Consider the following 24,917-nt stretch of genomic DNA (forward strand, 5'->3'; position numbering starts at 1 on the left):
ATACAGGGGGATGGCGCGTTTCAGGTCTCCCGCTGACTCGTAGGCGTAGGCGAGGTTGTTGCGGCTGGTGAGGGTGTCGGGGTGGGTGGTGCCGAGGACCTGTTCGCGCTGGGTGAGGGTGGTTTCGTACAGGGGGATGGCGCGTTTCAGGTCTCCCGCTGACTCGTAGGCGTAGGCGAGGTTGTTGCGGCTGGTGAGGGTGTCGGGGTGGGTGGTGCCGAGGACCTGTTCGCATTGGGTGAGGGTGGTTTCGTACAGGGGGATGGCGCGTTTCAGGTCTCCCGCCGCTTGGTAGGCGTAGGCGAGGTTGTTGCGGCTGGTGAGGGTGTCGGGGTGGGTGGTGCCGAGGACCTGTTCGCGCTGGGTGAGGGTGGTTTCGTACAGGGGGATGGCGCGTTTCAGGTCTCCCGCCGCTTGGTAGGCGTAGGCGAGGTTGTTGCGGATGGCCAGGGTGTCGGGGTGGGTGGTGCCGAGGATCTGTTCGCGCTGGGTGAGGGTGGTTTCGTACAGGGGGATGGCGCGTTTCAGGTCTCCCGCTGACTCGTAGGCGCCGGCGAGGTTGTTGCGGCTGGTGAGGGTGTGGGGGTGGGTGGTGCCGAGGACCTGTTCGCACTGGGTGAGGGCGGCCGTGCGCAGGGGAATGGTGTGGGCGTCGCGTCCCTGGCGGTACAGGTACTGCGCGGCGGCGTGGTAGGCGCCGGCGGTGGCGGTCGATGCCGGACTACGAGGCGGTGTGGAGTCGGCAACGGCGATGACATGCGGCAGAAGCCGCTCCCACTGCGCGGTATCCGTGTCGGTGTCGTCGTCGAGTGTGGCTTGCTGGATGAGGTGTTCGGCCTCCTGCCGGCCGGGCGGATAACCGTCGGAGTCAGCGTGCTGGTGGCGCAGGACGGTCTGTACCAGGCGGTGGACGCTGACGCTCTGCCGGTCGGCGCTGAACGAGATCATGTTGTAGGCGTGCAGCGCTCCCAGGGCCTCGTTGAGAGTGAGCAAGTCAGAGCAGAGCGGGGCGAGCAGGCTGCGGGGGATGCCGTCGGGCGCGAGCCACGCCATGGCGTTCAGCAAGGTGACGGCCTGAGGGTTGCGGCCTTTGATGGCGGCCAGGGTGTGGTGCCAGATGCGGGCGATGGTGCGCTCTGGGTCGATCCCACCAGCAGCGGTATCCATGACCTGCCCGAGCATCTGCCGGTAGTCGGCCAGCAAGGTGCCAGTCTCGAACAGGTAGGCGCCCGCCTGCTCCAGTGCCAGCGGCAGATAGCCGAGATCGGCGGCCAGGGCAGCGGCGTCCCGGCGCTGCTCCGATGTGGGGGTGTGTGCTCGTCCGAAGGCGAGGGAACAGAGCAGGTCCACGGCCGCATCGGTGTCGAGCAGGCCCAGGGGCATGGTGGGGGCGATCTTGTGCCAGCCGGTGGCGATGCGGCTGGTGGCCAGGTGGTGCCCGTCCGGCAGCGTGCCCAGGTAGTGGTGCAGGTCGGCGGGGTCTTCGACGTTATCGAAGATGAGCAGCCAGCCGGGATGCCACTGCAGCCACACAACTGCCCACGCCGCCCGCTCCTCGATGCCCGCGGTGGCTGCCCATTGCGGGCACAACCGCGTTGCGAGGCCGGCGAGGCCCGTGACGATCTGCTCGGTACTGGCAGCGTTGATCCACCACACCAGCGTGTACGCACGCCGGTAGGTGTGGGCGTAGTGCAGGGCAAGCGTGCTCTTGCCAATGCCGCCCAGCCCGTGGATCGCCCGTATCCCAGACGCCTGGGTGACCGCGGCCTCCCCTTGATCGGTCAGCATCCGGCGCAGCTCGGTCAGCTCGTCCTTACGACCGACGAAGAGCCCGGATGCGGACCCGGGCAGGTTCCCCGCCCCCGGCGGCGCCTCCACGTCCCGGGCCCAGCCCACTGCCTCGGCCGACAGCACCACCACCCGGCCGTTGTCCCCGGTGATCGCCACCCCGATGCGCTCGGCCGCCACCGACCGCGCGCCTGCTGCCTGGGGGCCTCCCCCGGCCGCTGCGCTGTCGCTCATGACTGTATCCTCGTGTGGTCTCCGGTGATGGCCGTGGTGATGGTCTTGGCGGCAATCGATCGCTCACCCGAGGCCGTCACACGCACCGTCTCCCCGGCAGCGGGCAGCAGACGGGCCAGCTCGGCCCGCAACTCGGCGTCCTCCCGCAGGGCACGTTTGACCTGCTGACGCACCGCGGCCGCCGCATCCGCGTCCTCTGGTGTCTCGGCCGCGTCCCGGACCGCGGCTTCCAGCTCTTGTCGCCCCTGCTCGTCCCGGCGACGCCACACGGCCCGCAGAATCCGCCGCCCTAAGTTCGCCGTGGCATCCGCCGCCGCGTTCTCCGCCCGGGAGAACACAGCCATCCCGTAGGCACTCACCGCAGACAACAGATACGGCGCCGCCTGCTCCACCAACTGCACCGCTTCGCCGCTCACCTGACCTCCCGACAATCGCCCTTTCGGGTAACCCAGCGTAGGGACGCGACCTCTGCTCGTACAGTCCTAACGTTCACGTTGCCCAAGTGGTTTCGTCGTCGGCTGGCTGGAAGACCCTGCCGCCTTCACCGGTCCGGCACACCACGTGGCAGAACCGACCTGATGCCTCTACCGTGCCGAGGGCTCCGAGCGCCGTCGTCGGTGTCGTCAGCGGTGCTGACCGTGTGACCATCGCTGCCGGAGGGAACCAGGGTGCTCTGTGGGCTGGATGGCCGTTTCGTCGGCCTAGGTAGGGGCAGGTAATCGCCCCCCGATGACAGGGCTGAGTCCTCAGCTTGGTGGTGGTGAGGTGCTTCGGACTCGCTGCGGGGCTGACTGTAGCGGGAAGATTTCGACGTCCGGCGGACTGCTTTTCTGTCGCTTCTCATGTTAATAAAGCGCCCCGATTGGTGGCGTGATGTGATCGCAGGGTCTTTTCTGTCGAATGTGCGTGGAATATGTGAAAGCTCGTGGCTGTGTCAGGATCGAAAAGGTGGACCTCTTGCCGCAACGTGCTGCCCGTGAGAGTAAGGCAACTGAAGATAGGCGCGTAGAGCGCACGTTTCGGTATGCGCGGGACAGGGTTCTTGCGGACCGAACGAGAAGGGAGGTGAGAGTGCGATTTTCGATGAGTGCTGCCGTGTCCGGAGAAGCATTTGCCTCCCTTTGTCGTGGCGAGAGAGAAGGTCGATTCCAGTGGCTGCGATTCGTTGCTTGAATAAAATATCTGGAGCCGGAGAGAGAAATAAACGCCAGTCATTGCGGCATGAGTGCCCCCCATTGTGAGATCTGCCGGCCGGGCGATTAAGTAGAGGCAAGTGTCATCTGTGCGTGAACAGACGCAGTCCATTTGTCGGCTCGGGCCACTGTGAGATCGCTGTAGGTGGTCGAGGCGTACACCTGGTGCCCCCGTCCGGAGTCACGGGGTGCGCTCCGGAAGCTCAGGCGGCGCGGGGCGGCGGTGAGCCGCAAGCGGAAGGAGCGACCGGACGAGGACGATCGGCAGAGGCGTAGAGGCAGCTGTACTTCGCTGCCGTACATACACTTAGAGGCCCCTTCGCGTGATTGCGACTGGGCCTCTGTCCTGTGTCGGGGTGGCGGGATTTGAACCCACGACCTCTTCGTCCCGAACGAAGCGCGCTGCCAAGCTGCGCCACACCCCGTAGAGCGGCTCCTACTGTAGCCGACGCAGGCGTCTGGGGGAAATCCGGTTGTCAGGCCGGGGTGAGCGTGAGGAGCGTGGCCTCCGGCGGGCAGGCGAAGCGCAGGGGGAAGTAGCGGTTGGTGCCGCACCCGGCGGAGACGTGGAGGTGGGCGACGCGGCCGCCGGCCTCGTGGGCGGACAGGCCCTTGACGCGGCGGGTGTCGAGGTCGCAGTTGGTGACCAGGGCGCCGTAGTAGGGCACGCACAGCTGGCCGCCGTGGGTGTGGCCCGCGAGGATCAGCGGGTAGCCGTCGGCGGTGAAGGCGTCGAGGACGCGCAGGTAAGGGGCGTGCACGACGGCGAGGGAGAGGTCGGCGCCGGGCTCGGGCCCGCCCGCGACCTCGGCGTAGCGGTCGCGCCGGATGTGCGGGTCGTCCAGGCCGGTCAGGGCGATCTCGGTGCTGCCGGTCTTCAGGCGGCCGCGGCGGTTGGTGAGGTTGGCCCAGCCCGCCGCGTCGAAAGCGTCGCGCAGCTCCCACCAGGGGTTGCGCGGCACGTTCACGGCGGGGGCGTTGCCGTTGAGGCCGTGGCGGCCGGAGAAACGGTTCACGAGGTAGCTGGCCGGGTTCCGCAGCACCGGGGCGTAGTAGTCGTTGGACCCGAAGACGTAGGCGCCGGGGAACTCCAGCAGCGGGCCGAGGGCGTCGATCGTCTCGGGGACGGCCTCGGGGTCGGAGAGGTTGTCCCCGGTGTTGATCACGAAGTCGGGGCGCAGCCCGGCCAGGGAGCGCAGCCAGCGCTGCTTGGCGCGCTGCCCGCTGACCATGTGGATGTCCGAGACGTGCAGCACCCGCAGCGGCGCCATGCCGGGCCGCAGGACGGGAACCGTGACGCGGCGCAGGCGGAACGACCGCACTTCGATCCCGGCGGCGTAGCCAACAGCGGCTGCGGTGGCGGCGGTCAGGGCGGTCAGGGCCAGAGGGACGCGTCGCATGGCCCCATGGTCGCAGACCCGCGAGTCACACGGCGCACCGCCCGTCACGCCTGGCTGCGACAATGGCACCCATGACGACGCTGAAGTCCCGTATCCAGAACGACCTGACCGCCGCGATCAAGGAGCGCGACGAGCTGCGGGCGGCGGCGCTGCGCATGACGCTCGCCGCGATCACGACGGAAGAGGTCGCCGGGAAGAAGGCGCGGGAGCTCTCCGACGGGGACGTCATCGAGGTCATCGCCCGCGAGGCCAAGAAGCGGCGCGAGGCGGCCGAGGCGTTCGAGCAGGGCGGCCGCCGCGAGCAGGCCGAGCGGGAGCGGGCCGAGGGCGAGGTGCTGTCGGCCTACCTGCCGGAGCCGCTCACGGACGAGGAGCTGAGCGCGCTGGTCGCCGAGGCGGTGGCCCAGGCGAAGGCGGACGGTGCCCAGGGGAAGGCCGCCGTGGGAGCGGCGATGAAGATCCTGAAGCCGAAGGTCACGGGGCGGGCCGAGGGCCGCCGCGTGGCGGAGGAAGTCCAGAAGGCGCTCGCCAGCGGCTGACCCGGGCGGCCCGCCCGCTCCGTCTCAGGGCCGTCTCAGGGCCGGAAGCCTCCCCAGTCGCCCCAGTCGTCGGGAAGATCGATGTCCGGCAGTCCGCCGCGCGGCGGCGGTGGCTGGTCGCCGTTGCCGCGGTCATCGCGGTCGCCACCGCGGTCGCCGGGACGGCGGTCGCCCCCGCGGTCGTTGTCGCGGTCGTCACGGTCGTCCCGGTCGCGGTCGTTGCCGCGGGGCAGGTCGACCTCCGGGAACCGGGTGGCCGGCACGTCCGCCAGCGCGCCCGTCATGGCCTGGCGCCAGATCGGTCCCGCGACGGCGGCACCGCTGGCCCGCTCGTAGTACGTGCCGCCGATGGTGAGGTCGACCATCGGCATCAGCTCGTTCTCGTTGCCGACGTGGACGGCGGTGGCGATCTCCGGGGTGTAGCCGACGAACCACACGTCCCGCCGCTCGTCGGTGGTACCGGTCTTGCCCGCGTTGTCCCGGTCGGTCAGGCCGACCGTGGCGCCGGTGCCGTCCTCGACGACGCCGGAGAGCATCGCGTTGATCAGCCGGGCGGTCTCCCGCGACATGACCTGCTGGCAGTCGGCGGGCGGCATGTCCAGCTCCTCGCCCTCCGAGTTGATCACGGCGGTGATGGCGACCGGCTCGCAGTAGGTGCCGTCGTTGGCGAACGCGGCGTAGGCGGCGGCCATCATCAGCGGCGTGGTGTTCTGGCCGCCGAGGGTCACGGACGGCACCTCGTCCAGCGGCTCGCCGCTGCCCTTGCGGATGCCCAGGGACTCGGCCATCGAGACCGTTTCACACAGGCCGACCTGGCGCTCCAGCTCCACGAAGTAGGTGTTGATCGACTGGCCGAGCGCCTCCGTCATGTCCCAGGTGCCGGCCTCGTCCTCGCGCTCGTTCGACAGCTCCCACACCGGCTCGTCGGCGGAGCCCAGCGGCTGGCCCTCGCAGTTGCGGAAGTCGTCCATCGGCACGGTCAGCTCGTAGTCCGTCGTGTAGGTCTGGGCCGGTGAGACGCCTGCCTCCAGGGCGGCCGCCGCCGTGATCGGCTTGAACGTCGAGCCGGGCTGGAAGCCGTGGGCGCTGCCGCCCATGTCGGCGCCGACGTTGAGGTTGATGACCGTCTGGTTCTGCTCGGGGTCGTTGCCGTAGGGGCGGCTCTGCGCCATGGACAGGATGTGGCCCGTGCCGGGCTCGACCTGCGTGATGGCGGCGGACACCGAGTCGCTGGCGTACACGTTGTCCTGCGCCGCCGCGACCGCGGCGGCCTGCGCCTGCGGGTCGAGGGTGGTGTGGATCGTGAGGCCCCCGAGCGCCCACAGCGCCTGGCGGTCGTCGCGGTTCTCGCCGAAGGCGGGGTTGCTCAGGAACTCCTCGCGGACGTAGTCGCAGAAGAAGCCGGCGTCGGCGACGGCGGTGATGCAGCCGTTGCGCGGTTCGCTGACGTTCAGGCCGAGGTCGCGCTCCTGGGCCTCGTCCGCCTCCTCGCGGGTGATGACGTCGTTGTCGACCATGGCCTCCAGGACCGTGTTCCGGCGCTGGAGCGCGGCGTCGGGGTTGAGCAGCGGGTCGTACTGGCTGGGTGACTGCACCAGGCCGGCGAGCATGGCCGCCTCGTGGAGCTCCAGGTCGGCGGCGCTCTTGGAGAAGTACCGCTGGGCGGCGGCCTCGGCGCCGTACGCCTGCTGGCCGAAGTACGTGATGTTGAGGTAGTTCTCCAGGATCTGGTCCTTGGTGAGTTCCTCCTCAAGCTGGATCGCGTACTTCATCTCGCGGATCTTGCGGCCGAAGCCGGCGGCACCCGTCTGCTGCGTGGCCTCGGCGACGGCCTCGGGATCGTCCCCCGCCTGCTCGACGAAGACGTTCTTCACGTACTGCTGGGTGAGGGTGGAGCCGCCCTCGGCGACGCCGCCCTGCTCGACGTTGCGGGTCAGGGCGCGGAGCATGCCGCGCAGGTCCACGGCGCCGTGCTCGTAGAACCGGGCGTCCTCGATGGCCACGACCGCTTGCGGGAGGTAGTCGGACATCTCGTCGAGGCTGACGACCGTGCGGTTGCGGGTGTAGACCTCGGCGATCTCGTTGCCCTCGGCGTCGAGGATCGTGGTCGTCTGGCTCAGCGGCGGGGTGAGCATCGCGTCGGGGATCTCGTCGAAGCCCTCCATCGTGCCCTTGGCCGCGAGCCCGAGCGCGCCCACGGCCGGGAGCGCCAGTCCGGCCAGGACCGCTCCGGACAGCACGCTGACCCCGAGGAACTTGGCGACCTGTCCCGCCGTGCTCACTCCGCGACCACCGCGCGGGTGCCTTCTAGCCATACGGCAAGCCTACGTTCCCGAACCCCGGACACGGCATGGGGCGTTCGCCTAAGCTGCCACTTGTTCACAAGCGTAACCAGTGGGTCAGGCCATGGCCTGTGATCACTCGAGTGGGTGATCACGAGCGCCGCCATAGTCCGAACGGGCCATGCAAGATTAGGCCTACTGGGGGTGTTGTGCCCTGCTTGCCTTCCGTAACGTCCTCAACTGGCGAGGGCGGATACGCCACTTGCCGCCGTGGGGGCGCCTCGATTCGGGAGAGGACGGCACCGGCATGAGCTGGGCAACGGACTGGACCGCGCACGCGGCCTGCCGCACGACGGATCCGGACGAACTGTTCGTACAGGGAGCGGCGCAGAACAGGGCAAAGGCAGTCTGCAACGGCTGCCCCGTACGCACCGAGTGCCTCGCCGACGCGCTCGACAACCGGGTCGAGTTCGGCGTCTGGGGAGGCATGACCGAGCGGGAACGGCGCGCGCTGCTGCGCAGGCGCCCCACCGTGACCTCCTGGCGCCGCCTGCTGGAGACGGCGCGTTCGGAGTACGAGCGCGAACTCGAGCAGACCCGGCCCGCCCGGACCACCCGCTCCGGCGCGCCAGACCACACCCACGAGGCGTACGCCGGACAGTACGGCGGCTACGCGGCCGCCGCGGGCTGACCGCGGCGCCGTCAGGAACGCGCGGCAGGCTCCTGCCGCGCCAGCAGCTCCCCGACCGTACGCAGGCCGGCCAGGTCGTGCACGTCCTCGGGCAGGGAGGACACACGCGCCACCGGCACCTCGGGGTGCACGGCGGTGAACCGGGCATGCGTGTGCTCCTCGCGCGTCACCTGCCGCATGTGCTCGGCGTGCACGCGCAGCAGACCAGCCGCGAGGACGGCGGCGGCTTCCCGGGTAGGCAGCTCGGAGACGTCGGATCGGTCGGTGTCGGCGGAACGGGAACCGGCGGCCGCGGAGTCCGGCGGGACGTCCTCGTCCGCGTGGTCCTCCGCGTGAACTACGGGGCCGTGAACGGGCCGCGGAACGGCGTCGGGAGAGGCGGAACCGTTCCGACAAGCAGTCTGCCCGGTCCTATGATCCACAATGCGGCCGTCGGGGAAATTCTTCTCCGCCCGGCCCTCGTGCTCCGCCGCGGCCTGGAGCGTCTCCGCCGCCGCCAGCGCGCGCTCCGCCGACAGCCAGCCCGCCGCCGCCTCGTGCACGCGGTTGAGCACCAGCCCGGCCAGCGGCATCCGGTCCCCGGCCAGCCGCTCGACGAAGTACGCCGCCTCCCGCAGCGCGTCCCGCTCCGGCGCCGCCACGACGAGAAACGCCGTCCCCCGCGCCTGGAGCAGCCGGTACGTCGCGTCCGCCCGCGCGCGGAAGCCGCCGAACATCGTGTCCATCGCCGCCACGAACGTCTGCACGTCCCGCAGCAGCGCCGTGCCGAGCAGCTTCCCCAGCGAGCCGGAGACCAGCGACAGCCCGGCCACGCCCAGGCTCATCACCTTCCGCCCCGCTCTGCCGCCCGCCTTGGCCGGGGCCATCAGCACGCGGATCAGCCGCCCGTCGAGGAACGAGCCCAGCCGCGCGGGCGCGTCCAGGAAGTCCAGGGCGGACCGGCTCGGCGGCGTGTCCACCACGATCAGGTCCCACTCGCCGGTCTGCGCCAGCTGCCCCAGCTTCTCCATCGCCATGTACTCCTGCGTCCCGGCGAAGCCGGCCGACAGCGACTGGTAGAAGGGGTTCTCCAGGATGGCGCGGGCCCGCGCCGGATCGGCGTGCGCCTCGACGATCTCGTCGAAGGTGCGCTTCATGTCGAGCATCATCGCGAACAGCTCGCCGCCCGCCGCCTTGTCGATGCCCGGCACCGGCCGCGGCGTGTTGTCCAGCTCGGTCAGCCCCATGGCCTGCGCCAGCCGCCGCGCCGGGTCGATCGTCAGCACCACCACGCGCCGCCCGCGCTCCGCGGCCCGCAGGCCCAGCGCCGCCGCCGTCGTCGTCTTGCCGACGCCGCCCGCGCCGCAGCACACGATGATCCGCGTCTCCGGATCATCCAGCAGCGGGTCAACGGCCAGCCGGGGCACGTCGTTCACCTCCGCGCCCCCGCCGGGCGCGGTCCCGGTCCCGGTCACGTCGCCCACCTCACCACCGCTTACTCCGCATGACTCCGCAGGTCCTTCCGCAGGCGCCGCGCCAGCCGGTACAGGCCCGCGATGTCGACGCCCTCGGCCAGCAGCGGCAGCTCCCTGACGGGCAGCCCCAGCCGGTCCAGCTCCGCGCGCTGCCGCTCCTGGAGCCGCCGCCGCGCCGCGTACGCCGCGCCCTGCGCCAGCAGCGGCGCCACCAGCCGGTCCGCGTGCGGCAGACCCGCCCCGGCCAGCGCTTCGGCCAGCGCCCGCTCGCCGCGCGGGGTGAGCCCCCCGGCCGGCACCGCCGCGCCGAACGGCACCGGCGGGCGCACCATGTTGACCACGACGCAGCCCACCGGCAGCCCGGCGGCGCGCAGTTCGGCGACGCCGTCCGCCGTCTCCTGCACCGGCATCTCCTCCAGCAGCGACACCAGGTGCACGGCCGTCTCGCGCGACTTCAGCACCCGCATCACCGCCTGCGCCTGGTGGTGGATGGGCCCGACCCTGGCCAGGCCGGCGACCTCGTCGTTGACCCCGAGAAAACGCGCGATGCGCCCGGTCGGCGGCGCGTCCATCACCACCGCGTCGTACGCGAAGCGGCCGCCGGGGCCGCGCCGCCTGACCGCCTCGCACGCCTTGCCGGTCAGCAGCACGTCCCGCACGCCGGGCGCGACGGTCGTCGCGAAGCTGATCGCCCCCAGGCGCCGCAGGGCGCGGCCCGCGCCACCGAGCTTGTAGAACATCTGGAGGTAGTCGAGCAGCGCCTGCTCGGCGTCGATGGCCAGCGCGAACACCTCGCCACCGCCGGGGCCGATCGCGATCCGCCGTTCCTCGTACGGCAGCGCCTCCGTCTCGAAGAGCTGGGCGATGCCCTGGCGGCCCTCGACCTCGACCAGCAGCGTGCGCCGGCCCTCCTCAGCCAGGGCGAGCGCGAGTGCGGCGGCGACGGTCGTCTTTCCCGTGCCGCCCTTGCCGCTGACCACGTGCAGCCGGGGCGGCGTGCTAGCTGAGCCGCTCACGCCAGGGAGCCTAAGCGACGGGCGGGCATGGCTACAGTGGGGCCCATGACGAAGTGGGAATACGCGACGGTGCCGCTGCTGGTCCACACCACCAAGCAGATCCTGGACAACTGGGGTGAGGACGGCTGGGAACTGGTGCAGGTCGTGCCGGGACCCAACCCGGAGCAGCTCGTGGCGTACTTCAAGCGGGAGAAGCAGCAGTGAGCGCGGTCGAGGAACGGCTTGCGGAGCTCGGTCACCGGCTGCCCGAGGTGGTGCCCCCGGTGGCCGCGTACGTGCCCGCCCTCCGCAGCGGGCGGTATGTCTACACCTCCGGACAGGTGCCGCTGGTGGACGGGAAGCTGCCGGCCACCGGCAAGGTGGGCGCCGAGGTCAGCCCGGAGCGCGCCAAGGAACTGGCCGCCGTCTGCGCGCTGAACGCCCTGGCCGCCGTCAAGTCCGTGGCCGGGTCGCTGGACCGCGTCGCGCGGGTCGTGAAGGTGACCGGCTTCGTCGCCTCCGCGCCGGACTTCACGGGCCAGCCGCAGGTGATCAACGGGGCGAGCGAGCTGCTGGGCGCCGCGTTCGGTGAGCGCGGGCAGCACGCGCGCAGCGCCGTGGGCGTCGCCGCGCTGCCGCTGGACGCCCCGGTCGAGGTCGAGGTGCAGGTAGAGCTGGCCGACGAGGCCGAGAGCTGAGCCGACGCTACGGCCGGCCCGCGGCCGCAAGCCCGGCCCCGGGGCCGCCGCCCTGGGGGCCGTCGCTTCCCGGGCCGGCCGTGGCGCCGGTCTCCGCTTCGGGGCCGAGCCCCAGCTCCGCGTCGCGCTGCATCTCCACCTCGCGGCGGAAGAGCCGGTACCACATGAACAGCGCGAACGCGGCGAAGACGAACCACTCGGCCGTGTAGCCGAGGTTCTGGAAGGCGTCCATGTCCAGGCCGGTGCCCGTGGGTGCCGTGCCCGGCACCGTGGCCATCGGCGCCTGGGCCTCGGTCACGGTCAGCCACGCGTCCTCGACCGGATACGGCAGCACGTTGATCAGCGAGGCCGCGCCGATCACGCCGATCTGCCCGTCGGGCAGCCCGGTGCGCGCCCCCACCTCGCTGGGCGACTCGGGGGCCTGCAGCAGACCCGTCACCGTCACCTCACCGTCCGGCGGGGCGGGTACCTGCGCCGGGTCCGGCTCGCCCGGCAGCCAGCCGCGCACCACGGGAACGGCGGCGGCGCCGTCTTCGGGGCGCAGCGGTGTCATCACGTAGAAGCCGGTCCGGCCGTCGAGTTCACGGCCGGGCACCAGCTGCTCGTGCTCCCGGTCGTAGGTCCCGGTGACGGCGGCGTGCTGGTTCACCGTCTCGCCCGTCAGCGGCAGCAGCTCGGCCAGCGGACGGGGCGTGGCGGAGGTGTCCGTCACCCGCTCCTGCTGCTCGCGGTGGCTGTCCACCTGGTCCTCGAACCGCCCGAGCTGCCACAGGCCCGCCACCAGGCAGACAGGGATGGCGAGCACGACGAAGACGTTGATCGCCCACCACCGCGGGGTCAGCAGAAACCGGTACACGTCCCCACCGTAACTAGCCCGCGGGGGCCTCCAGCACTCCGGTGCGGTACACCGTGCCCGAGCAGACCCCCTCCAGCACGATCTCCGCGGCCTGCGGCTCCCCGGCGGACGGCGTGTACCGGAGGGCGACGCCGCCCGGCGAGCCGCCGCCGGTGTCCTCGCCGCCCGTGCTGCCGGTGCCGCCCGCGTCGTCGCCCGGCGGCGGGGGCCCGCCGCCGGTGCCCGGGTCGCCGTCCGCCGGTTCCTCGCCGCCGCCCGCGCCGCTTCCGCTGCTTCCGCCGGAGCCGCCGGTCCCGCCGCCGTCCGCCGTGCCGTCCGCGGCGGTGTCGTCCGCCTGCGGGGTGGCGCCGGGCGGCGGCGCCGGCTCGGACGTCGGCCCGGGCCCGGTACCGCCGACGGCGCAGGAGCGGGCGGACGCGGGGTCGGGCACCCAGGCGAACCGCACCTCGTACGCCGCGCCGGGCGGCAGGATCAGCTCCTGCTGGGTCTCGTCCGGCACGGGCAGCTCGGTGGCGCGGTCGCCCTCGGTGCGGTGCAGGATCTGCACGTCCGCCGTGGTCGTGGCGCCGAACGGCACCACCGTCAGCTCACCGGTCCCGTCGACCCGGCAGGACTGCGCGGAGACGTTCGCCAGGCGGATGGTGCCGTAGACGGTGCCGCTGGCGTCGGGCTCCTCCGTCCACGCCTCGGCACCGCCCAGCTGCTCGCGCGCGCAGTCGGGGGAGGTGACGCTGAGGATGTCCGTCTCGTCGTCGCTGGGCGAGCGGCTGCCGCCCTCGGTGTAGCCCTGCCCGCTGTCGCCGCCGGTGGACTGGCCCGGGTCCGTGCTGCCCCGTCCGACCGGGTCGGAGCCCTCGTTGGGGTGGCCGTGGGACTCCTCGCCGACGGCGCCGCTGTGCGCCTCCTGCCCGGCGCTGGCGCTGGCGCCGCCGTCGCCGCTGACCGTCGCGGCGGACTGGAACGCCAGTGGCACGCCGACGCCGAGCAGCGCCACCGAAGCGGCGGTGCCCAGCAGCAGGTGGCGTCTGCGGCGGCGGCGTTCGGGCACCGCCCGGCGCAGCTCCTGCAGCGCGTGGGGGGAGGGCTCAAGGGGCTCGACGCTCTCGCGCAGCAGGCGCCGCAGCTCCGCCTCGAGCGCCGTGTCCTCCGCCTCTCCGGTGTCCCTGAGGTCGTCGGCCCGCTTGTCCGCGGGCTCCTGGCCGGTGCCGCGGTCGGTCATTGCAGGGCCTCCATGGCGGTGCGCAGCGCGGCGATGCCCCGCGAGGCGTACGCCTTGACCGAGCCCGCCGAGATGCCGAGCGTTCTGGCGACCTCGGCCTCGCTCATGTCGGCGAAGTACCGCAGCACGAGTACTTCGCGCTGCCGCCGCTGGAGCCCGCGCATGGCCTGGATCAGGTCATCGCGCTCCAGCTGCTCGTACGCCCCTTCCTCGGCGCTTGCCACGTTCGGCAGGGGGCGGGAGAGCAGCTTCAGGCCCAGGATGCGGCGGCGCAGCGTGGAGCGCGAGAGGTTGACCACGGTCTGGCGCAGGTACGCCAGCGTCTTCTCGGGGTCGCGGACGCGGCTGCGCGCCGAGTGCACCCGGATGAACGCCTCCTGTACGACGTCCTCACACGAGGCGGTGTCGTCCAGCAGCAGGGCGGCGAGGCCCAGCAGCGAGCGGTAGTGGGCGCGGTACGTCTCGGTGAGGAAGTCGACGGAGGTGCCCTCGACGGCGGTGCCCTCAGCCATCGCGCCGCCCGCGTCCTGAGCGGAGGCGCGGGCGCGCGCCGGACGCGACGCCGGTACGGGAGCGATCACGGGCATGCTCCCGCGGCCTGCGGCGCCCGGGGATGCCGGAGCCGCCGGGAAGCGTCGCCGGGGCACTGCCGTGAAATTGAGGACTTCTGCCACGCCAGTTGGACACGCTCTCCCCCCAGAAGGTTGTACGGCGTGGACAGGACTCGGTGGGGTGGGGGGACTTCCGTCATGCCTACCGCCCGCCTTGCCTGTCTGTGCCTGTGTGGGCCCGTCCGGTTCGTTGCCGCGTCTTGCGTGGGCTCTGGCCTGGCAGAAGACGCTCCCCGTACCGCGGTGGTTGCCCACCGCGGTGCGGGGAGGGAAATCGTCTCGCTCGGTATCTGCTCGAATCAACCCGTGAGGGCCTACGAGTTGGCCACGGAAGCTTCACATGCGGCCGGAAACGATCCTTCAGGCCGCCGGGACGTCACCGCCCCGTGCCCCCGTAGACGACGGCCTCCTCGTTCTCGCTGTCGAGCCCGAAGGCCGTGTGCACGGCCTGGACGGCTTCCTTGACCGCGTCTTCCCTGGTCACGACGGAGATCCGGATCTCGGACGTCGAAATCAGCTCAATGTTGACGCCCGAGCCGGCCAGCGCCTCGAAGAACGTCGCGGTGACGCCCGGGTTGGTCTTCATCCCCGCCCCGACCAGAGAGATCTTGGCGATCTGGTCGTCGTACCGCAGCGACTCGAAGCCGATCGCCTCGCGCTGCTTCTCCAGCGCGGCGATGGCCTGCCGCCCCTCGGACTTCGGGAGGGTGAAGGAGATGTCGGTGAGGCCGGTGGCGGCGGCGGAGACGTTCTGCACCACCATGTCGATGTTGATCTCCGCGTCGGCGATGACGCGGAAGATCGTCGCGGCCTCGCCCGGCTTGTCGGGGACGCCCACCACGGTGATCTTCGCCTCGGAGGTGTCGTGCGCGACCCCGGAGATGATTGCCTGCTCCACCGGCTTGCCTTCCTGCGGCTCGTTGCTGACCCAGGTGCCCGTCAGGCCCGAGAAGGACGAACGGACGTGGATGGGGATGTTGTAGCGGCGGGCGTACTCCACGCAGCGGTGGAGCAGCACCTTCGAACCGGAGCTGGCCAGCTCCAGCATGTCCTCGAACGAGATCCAGTCGATCTTGCGCGCCTTGGGGACGATCCGCGGGTCGGCCGTGAACACGCCGTCGACGTCGGTGTAGATCTCGCAGACCTCGGCGTTGAGGGCGGCTGCCAGCGCCACGGCCGTGGTGTCGGAACCGCCGCGCCCCAGGGTGGTGATGTCCTTGCTGCTCTGCGACACGCCCTGGAAGCCCGCGACGATCGCGATGTTCCCCTCGTCCACCGAACTCTGGATGCGGCCGGGCGTGACGTCGATGATGCGGGCCCGGTTGTGCACGGAGTCGGTGATCACCCCGGCCTGGCTGCCGGTGAACGACTGCGCCTGGTGTCCGAGGGAAGTGATCGCCATGGCCAGCAGCGCCATGGAGATCCGTTCACCCGCGGTCAGGAGCATGTCGAGCTCGCGCCCGGACGCGACGGGCGAGACCTGCCCCGCAAGATCGATCAGCTCGTCCGTCGTGTCACCCATGGCGGAGACCACGACAACGACCTGGTTGCCGTTTTTCTTCGCCTCGACGATCCGCTTGGCGACGCGCTTGATGCCTTCGGCGTCGGCAACGGAGGAGCCACCGTACTTCTGCACGACAAGGCCCACGTGTGCTCGCTCCTCGTTCTCTCACTCTCCGTAGCCATATCGGTGGCCACGGCCGGATGAATTGTACCGAGCGCGACGATCTGCCCGCCCGTTCAGCGACCACCCCTGCCCGCCGTCCAAGAACGGCACACGGAAACCAGACCGAAACGTTAGGGACCTCACACGGACACATGCGTGCGCGCGGTGCCGCGCCAGGCACCCGGCCCCGTCGGGGGGCGAACGCTCACCGCTGCGCGGCGGGCGCGAAGAGCTGGTCGAGGTGGCCGCGGAGCACCGCCCACGCCGACTCGGCGTCCCGCAGCCCGGCCAGCACGCTGGTCCCCAGCCCGTGGCTCAGCGCCAGCAGCCGCGCCGCCTCCTCGGCGGGCGGGAGCGCCGTGCCGCGCAGCAGGCCGGCGTCCCGGGCGCGGGCCAGCGCCCCGGCGAGGTCGCGCTCGCGGCGCGACGGCCCCGCCACGAACGGCTGCGCGGCGAGCTCTGGATCCGTCACCGCCAGCGCCGCGCAGGACATCCACACCAGGTGGAACGCGCGGCTGAAGTCGTCCGTCGGCAGCGCCTCGGCCAGGAACGCCTCCACGTAGGCGCGGGGCGGCGGGGGGTCGGGGAGGCCGTCCAGCCGCGCCGCCCAGCGCGCGGTGCTGCGCCGTTCCAGGTGGTCCAGGGCGGCGTGCAGCAGCTTCGCCTTGGACGCGAAGTAGTACTGCACCAGCCGCACCGAGACTCCGGCCTCGGCCGCCACCGACCGCATCGTGGCGGCGTGCAGCCCGTCGCGGACGGCCACCCGGATCAGGGCCTCCACGATCTGCGCGCGGCGCGCGGCGTGGTCAGCGGTGCGGGGCACGGAGTCTCGCTCTCCTCGCGTCGGCTGGCTAGGCTGGAACCGCGCTTAATGGTACGTGTGTATCACAACGGAGGAGCGGCCATGACCGAGCGGAAGCCGCCGGGCGTCAGCTTCGAGTCCTGGGTGGACCGGCAGATCCGCGAGGCGCAGGAGCGCGGCGCCTTCGACGACCTGCCCGGGGCCGGGAAACCGCTCCCGGGACACCAGGAGCCGTACGACGAGAACTGGTGGCTCAAGCGCAAGATGAGCAGCGAGGACCTCTCCCTCCTGCCGCCGAGCCTGGCCCTGCGCAAGGAAGCGGAGGACGCGCTCGCCGCAGCCATGGCCGCCCCGTCCGAGAAACGGGTGCGGCGCATCATCGAGGAGATCAACCGCACCATCCGCCAGGCCATGCGCCGACCGCTGGAAGGACCGCCGCTGAACCTGGTGCCGTACGACGCCGACGAGGTCGTGCGGGACTGGCGCCAGGCCCGCAACCGCAACGGCGCCGCCAGCGGCTGAACCCCGCCGCCGGGGCGCCGTGACCCGCGTCAGCTCCGGCCGTTCCGCAGCCCCAGCGGCTGGGCGATCTCCGCCTCCATGACGCGGCCCGCCTGCCGCTCCAGGTCGCCGTCCTCGGCGTCGCTGTCGGTGTCCAGGCCGTTCAGCTCGGCGAGCGGCGTGTTCAGCCGGACGTGCGCGACGAGCGACTGGAGCGCGCGCAGCGCGGCGCTCGCCGTGGGGCCCCAGTTCGACAGGTAGGAGAACTGCCACCACCACAGCGCCTCGGTGATCCGGCCCGCCCGGTAGTGCGCCATGCCGTGCCGCAGATCGCTCAGCACATCCGCGAGGTCGTCGGAGATCCGGGAGGCCACCGGGGTCGAACGCGGCACGTACGGATCGAAGACCTCGGAGTAGACGTCCACCGGCGCCAGCAGCGACGCCAGCCGCTCCCGCAGCTCGTCCATGTCGGGCTCGGGGCCGGTGTCCGGCTCGTACCTCTCCTCGGGCACGATGTCCTCGTGCGCGCCCAGCCGCCCGCCCGCGAGCAGCAGCTGGGAGACCTGGAGCAGCAGATACGGCACGGCGCTGTCAGGATCGTCGCCCTTGGCGACCTCGGTGACCGCGACCGTGAAGCTCTCGATCTGGTCCGCGATCTGCACCGCGAAGCTGTCGGGTCCGTCGCCGCTCAGCGCCCCGTCACCGGGCGGCCTGCTGGTCGTCGGCTCGGTCATCTCGCTCTCGCCTCCTGGACGGTCGCCGGAACTGGACCCGCACTACACATCAAGCAGCCGTCTCCCCTCGAAGGCTCGCCCGAGAGTGACCTCGTCGGCGTACTCCAAGTCTCCCCCCACGGGCAGGCCGCTGGCTAGCCGGGTGACGCGCAGCCCCATCGAGCTGACCATGCGGGCCAGGTACGTGGCCGTCGCCTCACCCTCCAGGTTGGGGTCCGTCGCCAGGATCAGCTCGGTGACGGAGCCGTCCGCGAGCCGCGCGAGCAGCTCCCTTATCCGCAGGTCCTCGGGCCCGACGCCGTCGATCGGGCTGATCGCGCCGCCCAGCACGTGGTAGCGGCCCCGGAATTCGCGGGTGCGCTCGATGGCCACCACGTCCTTGGGCTCCTCGACCACGCAGATCACCGCCGGGTCGCGGCGCGGATCCTGGCAGACGCGGCACTGCTCCTCCTGCGCCACGTTCCCGCACAGCGAGCAGAACCTGACCTTCTCCTTCACCTCCGTCAGCGCGCGCGCGAGCCGCCGCACGTCGGCGGAGTCCGCCTGGAGGATGTGGAACGCGATCCGCTGGGCGCTCTTCGGCCCCACGCCCGGCAGCCTGCCCAGCTCGTCGATGAGGTCCTGGACCACGCCTTCGTACACGGCAACGACCGCCTCTCCCGCGGTCCTACAGCGGCAGGCCGGGGAGGCCGCCGCCACCGCCAAGGCCCTGCGCGAGGGGGCCGAGCTTGGCCTGGGCCAGCTCCTGGGCGGCGCTGTTGGCGTCCCGCACGGCCGCCACGACCAGGTCCGCGAGGGTCTCGGTGTCCTCCGGATCCACCGCCTTCGGGTCGATCTCCAGGGCCTTCAGCTCACCGGAGCCAGTGACCGTGGCCTTGACCAGCCCGCCGCCCGCGCTGCCCTCGACCGGCGTCTCGGCCAGCTCCTGCTGGGCCTTGGCAAGGTCCTGCTGCATCTTCTGGGCCTGCTGCAGCAGCTGCTGCATGTCGACCCCACCACCGGAGAACACGGCTCACTCCTGGCACCTCGACGACATTGCGTACCCCCACGAGCCTACGGGTTCACGCCGCCGCGGTCTCACTCGTGACGGAACTCCTCGATAATCGTCGCCCCCAGCTCCCGGACGATCAGGTCGGAAGGCGACAGCGCAGCGGAGCCGCCCGGGGCCGGCTTGTCCTCGAACGGGTCAGCCTCCCCCGGATCCTCCGGCGGCGGCTCGGGCGCGGCCGGGCGCGGCACCGGGGCGGACGCCTGGGGCGGCGCGGACTGCGCCGGCGGCGGGGCCGCGGCGGCGGGCGGCGCCTGCGGCGGCGGCCCCGGGGGGAGCGGGCCCCGGCCTCCGCCGGGGCCGGACGGCCCGGTCGGCCCGCCGGGACCGGGCGGCGGCGGCCCGCCGCCCGGGTCGACGACCGCCTCGATCCGCCACTGCACGCCCATCGCCTCGGACAGCGCCTGCCGCAGCACGTCCTCACTGCCGCTGTTCAGGAAGTTGTCCCGGGCGCCACTGGAGGCGAAGCCCAGGCTCAGGGTGCTGCCGTCAAAGCCGACGACCTGCGCGTTCTGGCTCAGCAGGATCCAGCTGTAGCGGCGGCGGCCCTTGACCGCCTCCAGGATGCGCGGCCACAGATCCCGCACCTGGTTCGCGTCCACACCCGGCGTCTGCCCGCCGGGCTGCTGCGGCTGCTGCGGCTGAGCCGGCCCGGCAGCCCCCGCGGGCTGCTGCGGCTGCGCGCCGCCGCCCGCCGACCCGGGCCAGGCGCCGGGCACGCGCCCGCTGGTCGGCCAGGCACCCGGCGGCCGCCCGCCGCCCGCCGCGGGCGGCGCCGGCGGCGCCGCCGCCTGCGGTGCCTGCGGCGCCTGGGAAGGCTGCTGCGGCGGCTTCGGCCCGGCCTGCCCGCTGCCGGTGGGCCACGCCCCGGGCGGGCGGCCACTGCCCTGCGCCTGGCGCGGTTCCGGCTCCGGTGGCGCCGACGGCGACGGCGCCGGAGCGGGGGACGCGGCCGGGGCCGCGGGCCCGGCCGCCATGGCCAGCCCGCCCCGCTCCAGCCGCTCCAGGCGGCTCAGCAGCGCCGATTCGTCCCCGTAGGCGGCGGGCAGCAGCACCCGGGCGCAGATCAGCTCGAGCTGAAGCCGCGGTGAGGTCGCCCCGCGCATCTCGTTCAGCCCCGCGCTGACCAGGTCGGCCGCCCGGCTCAGCTGGGCGGGGCCCATCTTCTCCGTCTGCGCCCGCATCCGCTCCAGCACGTCGCCCGGCGCGTCGATCAGCCCCTTCTCCGCCGCGTCGGGCACCGCCGCCAGGATCACCAGGTCCCGCAGCCGCTCCAGCAGGTCGGCGGCGAACCGGCGCGGGTCGTGCCCGCCCTCGATGACCCGGTCCACGACCCCGAACGCCGCCGCCCCGTCCCCGGCCGCGAAGGCGTCGACCACCGCGTCCAGCAGGGCCGCGTCGGTGTACCCCAGCAGCGCGGTCGCCATCTCGTACGTGACGCCGTCCTCGCCCGCGCCCGCGAGCAGCTGGTCCATCACGGACATCGAGTCCCGCACCGAGCCGCCGCCCGCGCGCACGACCAGCGGCAGCACCGCCTCGTCCACCGCGATCTGCTCCCGGTCGCACACCTCGGCCAGGTAGTCGCGCAGCGTCCCCGGCGGCACCAGGCGGAACGGGTAGTGGTGCGTCCGCGACCTGATCGTGCCGATGACCTTGTCCGGCTCGGTGGTCGCGAAGATGAACTTCAGATGCTCGGGCGGCTCCTCCACCACCTTCAGCAGGGCGTTGAACCCCGCCGAGGTGACCATGTGCGCCTCATCGATGATGTAGATCTTGTACCGGCTCGACGCGGGCCCGAAGAACGCCTTCTCCCGCAGCTCCCTGGCGTCGTCCACGCCGCCGTGCGAGGCCGCGTCGATCTCGATCACGTCGATCGAGCCCGGCCCGTTCCGCGCGAGATCGCGGCACGACCGGCACTCGCCGCAGGGCGTCGGGGTCGGCCCCTGCTCACAGTTCAGGCACCGCGCGAGGATACGCGCGCTGGTCGTCTTGCCGCAGCCGCGGGGCCCGCTGAACAGGTAGGCGTGGTTGACCCGGTTGTTCCGCAGGGCCTGCTGCAACGGGACCGTGACGTGCTCCTGCCCGATGACCTCGGCGAAGGTCTCGGGTCGGTAGCGGCGGTACAGCGCGAGGGAGGACACGTCAGTAGACGATATCGGGCACCACTGACAGACCGCCCCCGCACACGAAAGGACCCCTCGCGCACCCGACAGAGCCCGCCTACCCTTGCTGCCTTCCGGCCCTGGGGGAGTTCAGCGAGATAACGCCGCACGAGGGGCTGTCCCTAACCCTACCGGATCCCCGCAGCGTGCTTGTCCCCCCGGGTTCCCCGGCAGCGGTTAGCTCCCGCCCCGCCCTGTCTTGTATCGTGTGGGGCGGAGGATTCGCCTAGCGGCCTAGGGCGCACGCTTGGAAAGCGTGTTGGGTTCACACCCTCACGAGTTCGAATCTCGTATCCTCCGCCTCCCGCCCGCACAGGGCAGACGAGGGGCCCCGGCCACGATCACGGCCGGGGCCCCTCGTCGTTCTCGGCCCGGCGGCACGGGCTGGCGCGGCGGGCGCGGCTCCCCGCCGCGTCCGGTCATCTCAGGCGAGCGGGTCGTGGCCCCAGTTCAGGAGCGAGTACCGCCACCGGGTGTCCCGGACGTCTCCGGAGGGGCGCTGGGCGAGGTGCCGGTGGATGTAACCGACGACCTTGCGCATGTGCTGGTAGTCGTCGTCCGTGAGATCGCTCTTCCTGGTGCGCAGGATGCCGACGATCCGGCGGCCGGAGGCGTGCCCCGTGGACTCGCCGCCGTCCTTGTGCTGCCCGGCGCTCTGGGACTCCGCCGAGGCCAGCCATGTCTCCAGGTCGGCGGGCTTCACGTTCACCAGCGCGCGGAACTCGTCCCAGACCCGCTTCCGCTCGTCCTCGTCCACGGCGGCCTCACTTCTTCTTCCGTTTCAGCGCGGACGGCTTGTGCACGGCGGCCTTGCCGGACTTCTCGCTGCGCACCTGGTACTGCGGCTCCTTGGGGGAGGCGTTCACCGTCCGGCCCGCGGCTTCCGTGCGGTCGGTGACCTTCTTCTCCACCCTGCCCTCGGCCTGGCTGCCGTGGCTGCTCCAGGTCACCTTGTCGCCCTTCTTCAGCTTCTTGTCCCCGCCGTGGCCCTTCGCCATCCCGTTTCTCCCTGATCACGCCGACAGTGGTGTTTGTGCGCTTCGCCTCTTTTCAACGTACGGGCCATGCGGGCGTGCCGCAGCTTCGGGCCGCGCCCGCGAGGGAGCGGGATCAGCCCCGGGGCACGGTCGGGGGAGGGGTGGGGCACAGCGGCCGGGGCACGCGGGACGGGCCCCCGGCGCACCGCGGCGGGTGGCGGCGCGGCTTCAGGCGACCGGCTCGTCGGCCCGGACCACGCGCTGCGTGCCCGAACGGGTCAGGTACGACCGCAGCAGGGAGCTGCCGGCCTCCGGATCGGCACGGTCGGTCAGCGCGAAGTAGTCCATCTGCGCTCGCTCCGGGGTGACGTCCAGGACGCCGTAGCCGTGCACGTCCATGTCCACCCAGCGGACGTGCCGGTTGGCCGCGCGGACGGCCGCTTCGGCCACGCCGGAGACCGTGCGGGGCGGCACCCCGAGGATGTCGTCGAGATTGTCCGACGTGACGGACGTGACCACGAACTCGGTGGCGACGGACGGGGACACCGGATACGTCGCGGCGCTGACCGGCACGTCGTTGGCCCAGTGCATGTGGATGTCCCCGGTCAGGAACACGGTGTTGGTGATCTCCCGCTCCCGCAGGTGGTCCAGCAGCCGCTGCCGGTCGTGCGGGTAGCCGTCCCACTGGTCGGTGTTGACCGCGAGACCGCCCTCCGGGATGCCAAGGCACTCGGCGATCGGCCCGAGCAGGTACGCGGGCACCGACCCGAACGCCACGGGCGCGATCATGACCGAGTTGCCGATCAGATGCCACTGCGTCCCGGACTCGGCCAGACCCGTGGTAAGCCACTCCAGCTGGGCGCGCCCGGTGATCGTCCGGTCCGGCGAGTCGACCTCGCTGCCGCCGCGTCCGGCCTGCTGGTCCCGGAACGACCGCAGGTCCAGCAGGTGGAGGCCGGCCAGGTCACCGAAGCGCAGCCGCCGGTAGGTGGTCCCCTCCACCGCCGGGCGGACCGGCATCCACGCGAAGTACGCGCGCACGGCCGCCGCCCGGCGTGCCGCCCACGGGCCCTCCGTGTCCGGCGAGTGGTTCTGGGCGCCCTCCCGCCAGGCGTCATTGGCGGTCTCGTGGTCGTCCCAGATCGCGATCACCGGGTGGGCGGCGTGCAGCGCCTGGAGGTCGGGGTCGGTGCGGTAGTGCCCGTGCCGGACCCGGTAGTCGGCGAGCAGCACCTCATGGGGCGGCTCCTGCCGCCGCACCGGCTCAGCCGGGGTGACGCCGGTGGTGTACTCGTAGATGTAGTCGCCGAGATGGACCGCGGCGTGCAGGTCGCCGCGGGCGGCGAGGTGCCGGTAGGCGGCGAAATGCCCGGCCTCGTAGTTGGAGCACGACACCACGCCCAGGCGCAGGTTCGCCGGGCTCGCCCCGGCGGCCGGCGCCGTGCGGGTACGCCCCACCGGCGACGTCACGCCGTCGGCGCTGAACCGGTAGTAGTAGGCCGTGTCGGGACGCAGGCCCCGCACGTCGGCCTTGACCGTGTGGTCGGTCGCGGCGCTCGCGGTGACGCTGCCCCGCGTCACCACGGAGCCGAACTCCGGGTCGGTGGCGACCTCCCAGGCCACCTCGGTGTCGGGCCCGGCGCCCGAGCCGGGCACAGCCTCGGGCACGGGGGTGATCCGCGTCCACAGCAGCACGCCGTCCGGCAGCGGATCGCCGGAGGCGATGCCGTGGCGGAACCCGGGCGCCCCGGCGGCGCTGGCCTGGCGGGCCGTGGCGAGCGGCAGGGCGGCGGCCGCGGCGGTGGTCATGACGGTGCGGCGCGTGGGTCCGTGAGCAGGCACGCCGACGATGCTATGCCCGCGACGGCCGACTTGGGGCCGCAATACCCGTGTCGATTACCGGAGTTGGTTCCGGTGTCGTCGTGCGGTGCAGCTGGACGGGCGCGGCGCGCGGCAGGCCGGGAAGCCACCGGACGACGTGTTTGCGCGCGCCGCAACGGGGGCATCGCCACCCCGGCGGGCCAACAGGCCGTGCCAGCGGACCACAGGTGTCATGAGGGAGGCGAGCCGGCCCGGGGAACCGGTGTTCCCGTCCGCCGCCCTGTCCGGGGCCGCCGGGCCCAGCGTTGACGAGGCCGTGCGCGGCCCGCGGGAGAAGGGCGTCGTCACCACCGGCGGCCGCACGATCAGCGCCGGGGACCTGCGCCTGCTGGGCGTTCTCGCGTCCGGGTGAGGCGGCGCACCAGCCGGGGGAACGAAGCCGCGCACGAGCGACGCGTTCGGCGGTTCCGCCGCACGACGTCGTCACCAGCACGCCGCCCGCAGCGGACGGCGGAAGGGGGAGGGGACCATGGACGACACGGGACACAACGCCGGCTTCGCTCATTGGGCCGGCGCCGGCGGAAACACCAGCGGACCAGTGATCGCCGGGAACTATCACGCCGTGATAGACGCCCACCGCGGGGCGACGGTCACCCCGCTGCCGCCGGGACAGCTCCCCCGGCCGGCGCGGCGCCCGCGCATCGCCCTGCTCCCGGCGCGGCGGCAGCCCGCCCCGCTTGGCCGGGACGCCGAGATAGCGGCGCTCGCACGCGCACTCCAGACCGGCGGCGCCGTCCAGTTATGGGGACCGCGCGGCTGCGGGAAGAGCACACTGCTGCGGCACGCGGCGGCCCGCACGCTCCCGCCGCGCGAGGACGGCGTCGTCTTCCTCGACGCCTCCCACGGCGAAGCCAGCGACCTGGCACAGGAACTCTTCGAAGCCTGCTACCAGACCCAGGGATACGCGCCCGCGCGCAGCGAACTGCGGCAGCTGATGACGGGGCTGCGGCTGACGGTGTACGTCGACAACGCCGAACTGACCACCGAGCAGCTGCGCGAGCTGAGGGACACCGCCCCGGACGCGGCGTTCGTCTTCGCCAGCCACGACAGCACCCTGCTCGGCGACGGCACCGTCCTCGAACTCGCCGGTCTTGCCCGCGAGTCCGGTCAAGCGCTGCTCGAACGCGCCCTGGGGCGGCCGTTGCCGGAGAACCAGCGGGCGGCGGCGGCCGAGCTGTGGTAGGCC

The 24,917-nt window shown here is 72.2% G+C and carries 25 protein-coding genes, 2 tRNA genes and 1 other RNA gene; 8 read left to right on the forward strand and 20 right to left on the reverse strand.

Annotated features, from left to right (window positions below):
* The 4 genes from JK356_RS15935 to JK356_RS15950 form a co-directional block, all read right to left on the reverse strand.
* Positions 1 to 2,022, reverse strand: a 2,022-nt coding sequence (locus tag JK356_RS15935) for a tetratricopeptide repeat protein (protein WP_236671412.1), incomplete at its 3' end; no start/stop codon positions are given.
* Positions 2,019 to 2,438: a hypothetical protein gene (locus JK356_RS15940; protein WP_201868671.1), complete on the reverse strand. Its 420-nt coding sequence runs from the start codon at positions 2,436 to 2,438 to the stop codon at positions 2,019 to 2,021. The genes JK356_RS15935 and JK356_RS15940, both read right to left, overlap by 4 nt.
* Positions 2,439 to 3,566: 1,128 nt before the next feature.
* Positions 3,567 to 3,640 (reverse strand) — tRNA-Pro (locus JK356_RS15945).
* 51 nt (positions 3,641 to 3,691) lie between these two features.
* Positions 3,692 to 4,615, reverse strand: a complete 924-nt coding sequence (locus tag JK356_RS15950; protein WP_201868673.1) for a metallophosphoesterase — start codon at positions 4,613 to 4,615, stop codon at positions 3,692 to 3,694.
* A 71-nt stretch (positions 4,616 to 4,686) separates the two neighbouring features.
* Here JK356_RS15950 and JK356_RS15955 point away from each other — a divergent pair, with 71 nt between their 5' ends.
* Positions 4,687 to 5,154, forward strand: a complete 468-nt coding sequence (locus tag JK356_RS15955) for a GatB/YqeY domain-containing protein (protein ID WP_201868675.1) — start codon at positions 4,687 to 4,689, stop codon at positions 5,152 to 5,154.
* A gap of 35 nt (positions 5,155 to 5,189) precedes the next feature.
* Here the strand turns inward: JK356_RS15955 and JK356_RS15960 are convergent, their stop codons facing one another.
* The gene (locus tag JK356_RS15960; protein WP_201868678.1) at positions 5,190 to 7,469 is read right to left on the reverse strand and encodes a transglycosylase domain-containing protein; all 2,280 of its coding nucleotides are present in this window, start codon (positions 7,467 to 7,469) and stop codon (positions 5,190 to 5,192) included.
* A gap of 274 nt (positions 7,470 to 7,743) precedes the next feature.
* Between JK356_RS15960 and JK356_RS22395 the strand changes: the two genes are divergently transcribed.
* Positions 7,744 to 8,127: a WhiB family transcriptional regulator gene (locus JK356_RS22395; RefSeq protein ID WP_201868680.1), complete on the forward strand. Its 384-nt coding sequence runs from the start codon at positions 7,744 to 7,746 to the stop codon at positions 8,125 to 8,127.
* Positions 8,128 to 8,138: 11 nt separating this feature from the next.
* Here JK356_RS22395 and JK356_RS15970 read toward each other — a convergent pair whose 3' ends face one another.
* Both JK356_RS15970 and JK356_RS15975 read right to left on the reverse strand, forming a co-directional pair.
* Positions 8,139 to 9,581 carry an ArsA family ATPase gene (locus JK356_RS15970; RefSeq protein WP_374100660.1) on the reverse strand — a complete coding sequence of 481 codons (1,443 nt, stop codon included), beginning with the start codon at positions 9,579 to 9,581 and terminating at the stop codon, positions 8,139 to 8,141.
* 20 nt (positions 9,582 to 9,601) lie between these two features.
* Entirely contained in the window at positions 9,602 to 10,597 is a 996-nt protein-coding gene (locus JK356_RS15975; protein WP_201868682.1) for an ArsA-related P-loop ATPase, read from the reverse strand.
* A 45-nt stretch (positions 10,598 to 10,642) separates the two neighbouring features.
* Here JK356_RS15975 and JK356_RS15980 point away from each other — a divergent pair, with 45 nt between their 5' ends.
* A complete protein-coding gene (locus tag JK356_RS15980; protein WP_201868684.1) occupies positions 10,643 to 10,801 on the forward strand; it encodes a DUF4177 domain-containing protein in 159 nt (52 codons plus the stop codon).
* Positions 10,798 to 11,274 carry a RidA family protein gene (locus JK356_RS15985; RefSeq protein ID WP_201868685.1) on the forward strand — a complete coding sequence of 159 codons (477 nt, stop codon included), beginning with the start codon at positions 10,798 to 10,800 and terminating at the stop codon, positions 11,272 to 11,274. The genes JK356_RS15980 and JK356_RS15985 overlap by 4 nt, the downstream gene beginning before the upstream one ends.
* Before the next feature lie 7 nt (positions 11,275 to 11,281).
* On the opposite strand, the gene JK356_RS15990 is transcribed toward JK356_RS15985, so the two are convergent.
* The 5 genes from JK356_RS15990 to JK356_RS16010 all read right to left on the reverse strand — a co-directional run bounded on the left by JK356_RS15990 (position 11,282) and on the right by JK356_RS16010 (position 16,449).
* Positions 11,282 to 12,130 (reverse strand): SURF1 family protein, encoded by an 849-nt coding sequence (locus tag JK356_RS15990; protein ID WP_201868686.1) that lies wholly within the window; start codon positions 12,128 to 12,130, stop codon positions 11,282 to 11,284.
* 13 nt (positions 12,131 to 12,143) lie between these two features.
* On the reverse strand, positions 12,144 to 13,349 hold the full coding sequence (locus JK356_RS15995; RefSeq protein WP_201868687.1) for a hypothetical protein: 1,206 nt from the start codon (positions 13,347 to 13,349) through the stop codon (positions 12,144 to 12,146).
* Positions 13,346 to 14,023, reverse strand: coding sequence for a SigE family RNA polymerase sigma factor (locus JK356_RS16000; protein WP_374100661.1), 678 nt, complete (start codon positions 14,021 to 14,023; stop codon positions 13,346 to 13,348). The genes JK356_RS15995 and JK356_RS16000 overlap by 4 nt, the downstream gene beginning before the upstream one ends.
* Positions 14,024 to 14,336: 313 nt before the next feature.
* Positions 14,337 to 15,608 carry an aspartate kinase gene (locus tag JK356_RS16005; RefSeq protein WP_201868689.1) on the reverse strand — a complete coding sequence of 424 codons (1,272 nt, stop codon included), beginning with the start codon at positions 15,606 to 15,608 and terminating at the stop codon, positions 14,337 to 14,339.
* 223 nt (positions 15,609 to 15,831) lie between these two features.
* Complete coding sequence (locus JK356_RS16010) at positions 15,832 to 16,449, reverse strand: TetR/AcrR family transcriptional regulator (RefSeq protein ID WP_201868690.1); 618 nt, start codon at positions 16,447 to 16,449, stop codon at positions 15,832 to 15,834.
* Positions 16,450 to 16,530: 81 nt separating this feature from the next.
* Between JK356_RS16010 and JK356_RS16015 the strand changes: the two genes are divergently transcribed.
* Positions 16,531 to 16,950 (forward strand): DUF1992 domain-containing protein, encoded by a 420-nt coding sequence (locus JK356_RS16015; protein WP_201868692.1) that lies wholly within the window; start codon positions 16,531 to 16,533, stop codon positions 16,948 to 16,950.
* Between the two features lie 29 nt (positions 16,951 to 16,979).
* Here JK356_RS16015 and JK356_RS16020 read toward each other — a convergent pair whose 3' ends face one another.
* The 5 genes from JK356_RS16020 to ffs form a co-directional block, all read right to left on the reverse strand.
* A complete protein-coding gene (locus tag JK356_RS16020; RefSeq protein WP_201868694.1) occupies positions 16,980 to 17,663 on the reverse strand; it encodes a DUF5063 domain-containing protein in 684 nt (227 codons plus the stop codon).
* A 42-nt stretch (positions 17,664 to 17,705) separates the two neighbouring features.
* Positions 17,706 to 18,305 carry a recombination mediator RecR gene (gene recR / locus JK356_RS16025; RefSeq protein ID WP_201868695.1) on the reverse strand — a complete coding sequence of 200 codons (600 nt, stop codon included), beginning with the start codon at positions 18,303 to 18,305 and terminating at the stop codon, positions 17,706 to 17,708.
* Between the two features lie 25 nt (positions 18,306 to 18,330).
* Positions 18,331 to 18,648, reverse strand: a complete 318-nt coding sequence (locus JK356_RS16030) for a YbaB/EbfC family nucleoid-associated protein (protein ID WP_201868697.1) — start codon at positions 18,646 to 18,648, stop codon at positions 18,331 to 18,333.
* 92 nt (positions 18,649 to 18,740) lie between these two features.
* Positions 18,741 to 20,852, reverse strand: a complete 2,112-nt coding sequence (locus JK356_RS16035) for a DNA polymerase III subunit gamma and tau (protein WP_201868699.1) — start codon at positions 20,850 to 20,852, stop codon at positions 18,741 to 18,743.
* A gap of 45 nt (positions 20,853 to 20,897) precedes the next feature.
* An RNA gene (ffs, locus tag JK356_RS16040) (signal recognition particle sRNA small type) lies at positions 20,898 to 20,994 on the reverse strand.
* Between the two features lie 94 nt (positions 20,995 to 21,088).
* Here ffs and JK356_RS16045 point away from each other — a divergent pair.
* Positions 21,089 to 21,173: transfer RNA gene (locus tag JK356_RS16045), tRNA-Ser, on the forward strand.
* A gap of 124 nt (positions 21,174 to 21,297) precedes the next feature.
* On the opposite strand, the gene JK356_RS16050 is transcribed toward JK356_RS16045, so the two are convergent.
* The 3 genes from JK356_RS16050 to JK356_RS16060 form a co-directional block, all read right to left on the reverse strand.
* On the reverse strand, positions 21,298 to 21,630 hold the full coding sequence (locus JK356_RS16050; protein ID WP_201868700.1) for a DUF3140 domain-containing protein: 333 nt from the start codon (positions 21,628 to 21,630) through the stop codon (positions 21,298 to 21,300).
* 7 nt (positions 21,631 to 21,637) lie between these two features.
* Positions 21,638 to 21,871, reverse strand: coding sequence for a DUF2945 domain-containing protein (locus tag JK356_RS16055; RefSeq protein WP_201868701.1), 234 nt, complete (start codon positions 21,869 to 21,871; stop codon positions 21,638 to 21,640).
* Between the two features lie 207 nt (positions 21,872 to 22,078).
* Entirely contained in the window at positions 22,079 to 23,659 is a 1,581-nt protein-coding gene (locus JK356_RS16060) for an alkaline phosphatase (protein WP_201868937.1), read from the reverse strand.
* A 244-nt stretch (positions 23,660 to 23,903) separates the two neighbouring features.
* On the opposite strand from JK356_RS16060, the gene JK356_RS16065 reads away from it, so the two are divergent.
* A complete protein-coding gene (locus tag JK356_RS16065) occupies positions 23,904 to 24,083 on the forward strand; it encodes a hypothetical protein (RefSeq protein ID WP_201868702.1) in 180 nt (59 codons plus the stop codon).
* 117 nt (positions 24,084 to 24,200) lie between these two features.
* Positions 24,201 to 24,914, forward strand: a complete 714-nt coding sequence (locus JK356_RS16070; RefSeq protein WP_201868703.1) for an ATP-binding protein — start codon at positions 24,201 to 24,203, stop codon at positions 24,912 to 24,914.
* Positions 24,915 to 24,917 lie beyond the last annotated feature (3 nt).

The organism is Streptomyces sp. 7-21, from assembly GCF_016741785.1.
Lineage (GTDB): Bacteria > Actinomycetota > Actinomycetes > Streptomycetales > Streptomycetaceae > Streptomyces.

Coding starts and splice junctions, on each gene's coding strand:
- JK356_RS15950 (WP_201868673.1), bottom strand. CDS start 4,615: ATGCGACGCGTCCCTCTGGCCCTGACCGCCCTGACCGCCGCCACCGCA.
- JK356_RS15955 (WP_201868675.1), top strand. CDS start 4,687: ATGACGACGCTGAAGTCCCGTATCCAGAACGACCTGACCGCCGCGATC.
- JK356_RS15960 (WP_201868678.1), bottom strand. CDS start 7,469: ATGGCTAGAAGGCACCCGCGCGGTGGTCGCGGAGTGAGCACGGCGGGA.
- JK356_RS22395 (WP_201868680.1), top strand. CDS start 7,744: ATGAGCTGGGCAACGGACTGGACCGCGCACGCGGCCTGCCGCACGACG.
- JK356_RS15980 (WP_201868684.1), top strand. CDS start 10,643: ATGACGAAGTGGGAATACGCGACGGTGCCGCTGCTGGTCCACACCACC.
- JK356_RS15995 (WP_201868687.1), bottom strand. CDS start 13,349: ATGACCGACCGCGGCACCGGCCAGGAGCCCGCGGACAAGCGGGCCGAC.
- JK356_RS16015 (WP_201868692.1), top strand. CDS start 16,531: ATGACCGAGCGGAAGCCGCCGGGCGTCAGCTTCGAGTCCTGGGTGGAC.
- JK356_RS16020 (WP_201868694.1), bottom strand. CDS start 17,663: ATGACCGAGCCGACGACCAGCAGGCCGCCCGGTGACGGGGCGCTGAGC.
- JK356_RS16030 (WP_201868697.1), bottom strand. CDS start 18,648: ATGCAGCAGCTGCTGCAGCAGGCCCAGAAGATGCAGCAGGACCTTGCC.
- JK356_RS16055 (WP_201868701.1), bottom strand. CDS start 21,871: ATGGCGAAGGGCCACGGCGGGGACAAGAAGCTGAAGAAGGGCGACAAG.
- JK356_RS16060 (WP_201868937.1), bottom strand. CDS start 23,659: ATGACCACCGCCGCGGCCGCCGCCCTGCCGCTCGCCACGGCCCGCCAG.
- JK356_RS16065 (WP_201868702.1), top strand. CDS start 23,904: ATGAGGGAGGCGAGCCGGCCCGGGGAACCGGTGTTCCCGTCCGCCGCC.
- JK356_RS16070 (WP_201868703.1), top strand. CDS start 24,201: ATGGACGACACGGGACACAACGCCGGCTTCGCTCATTGGGCCGGCGCC.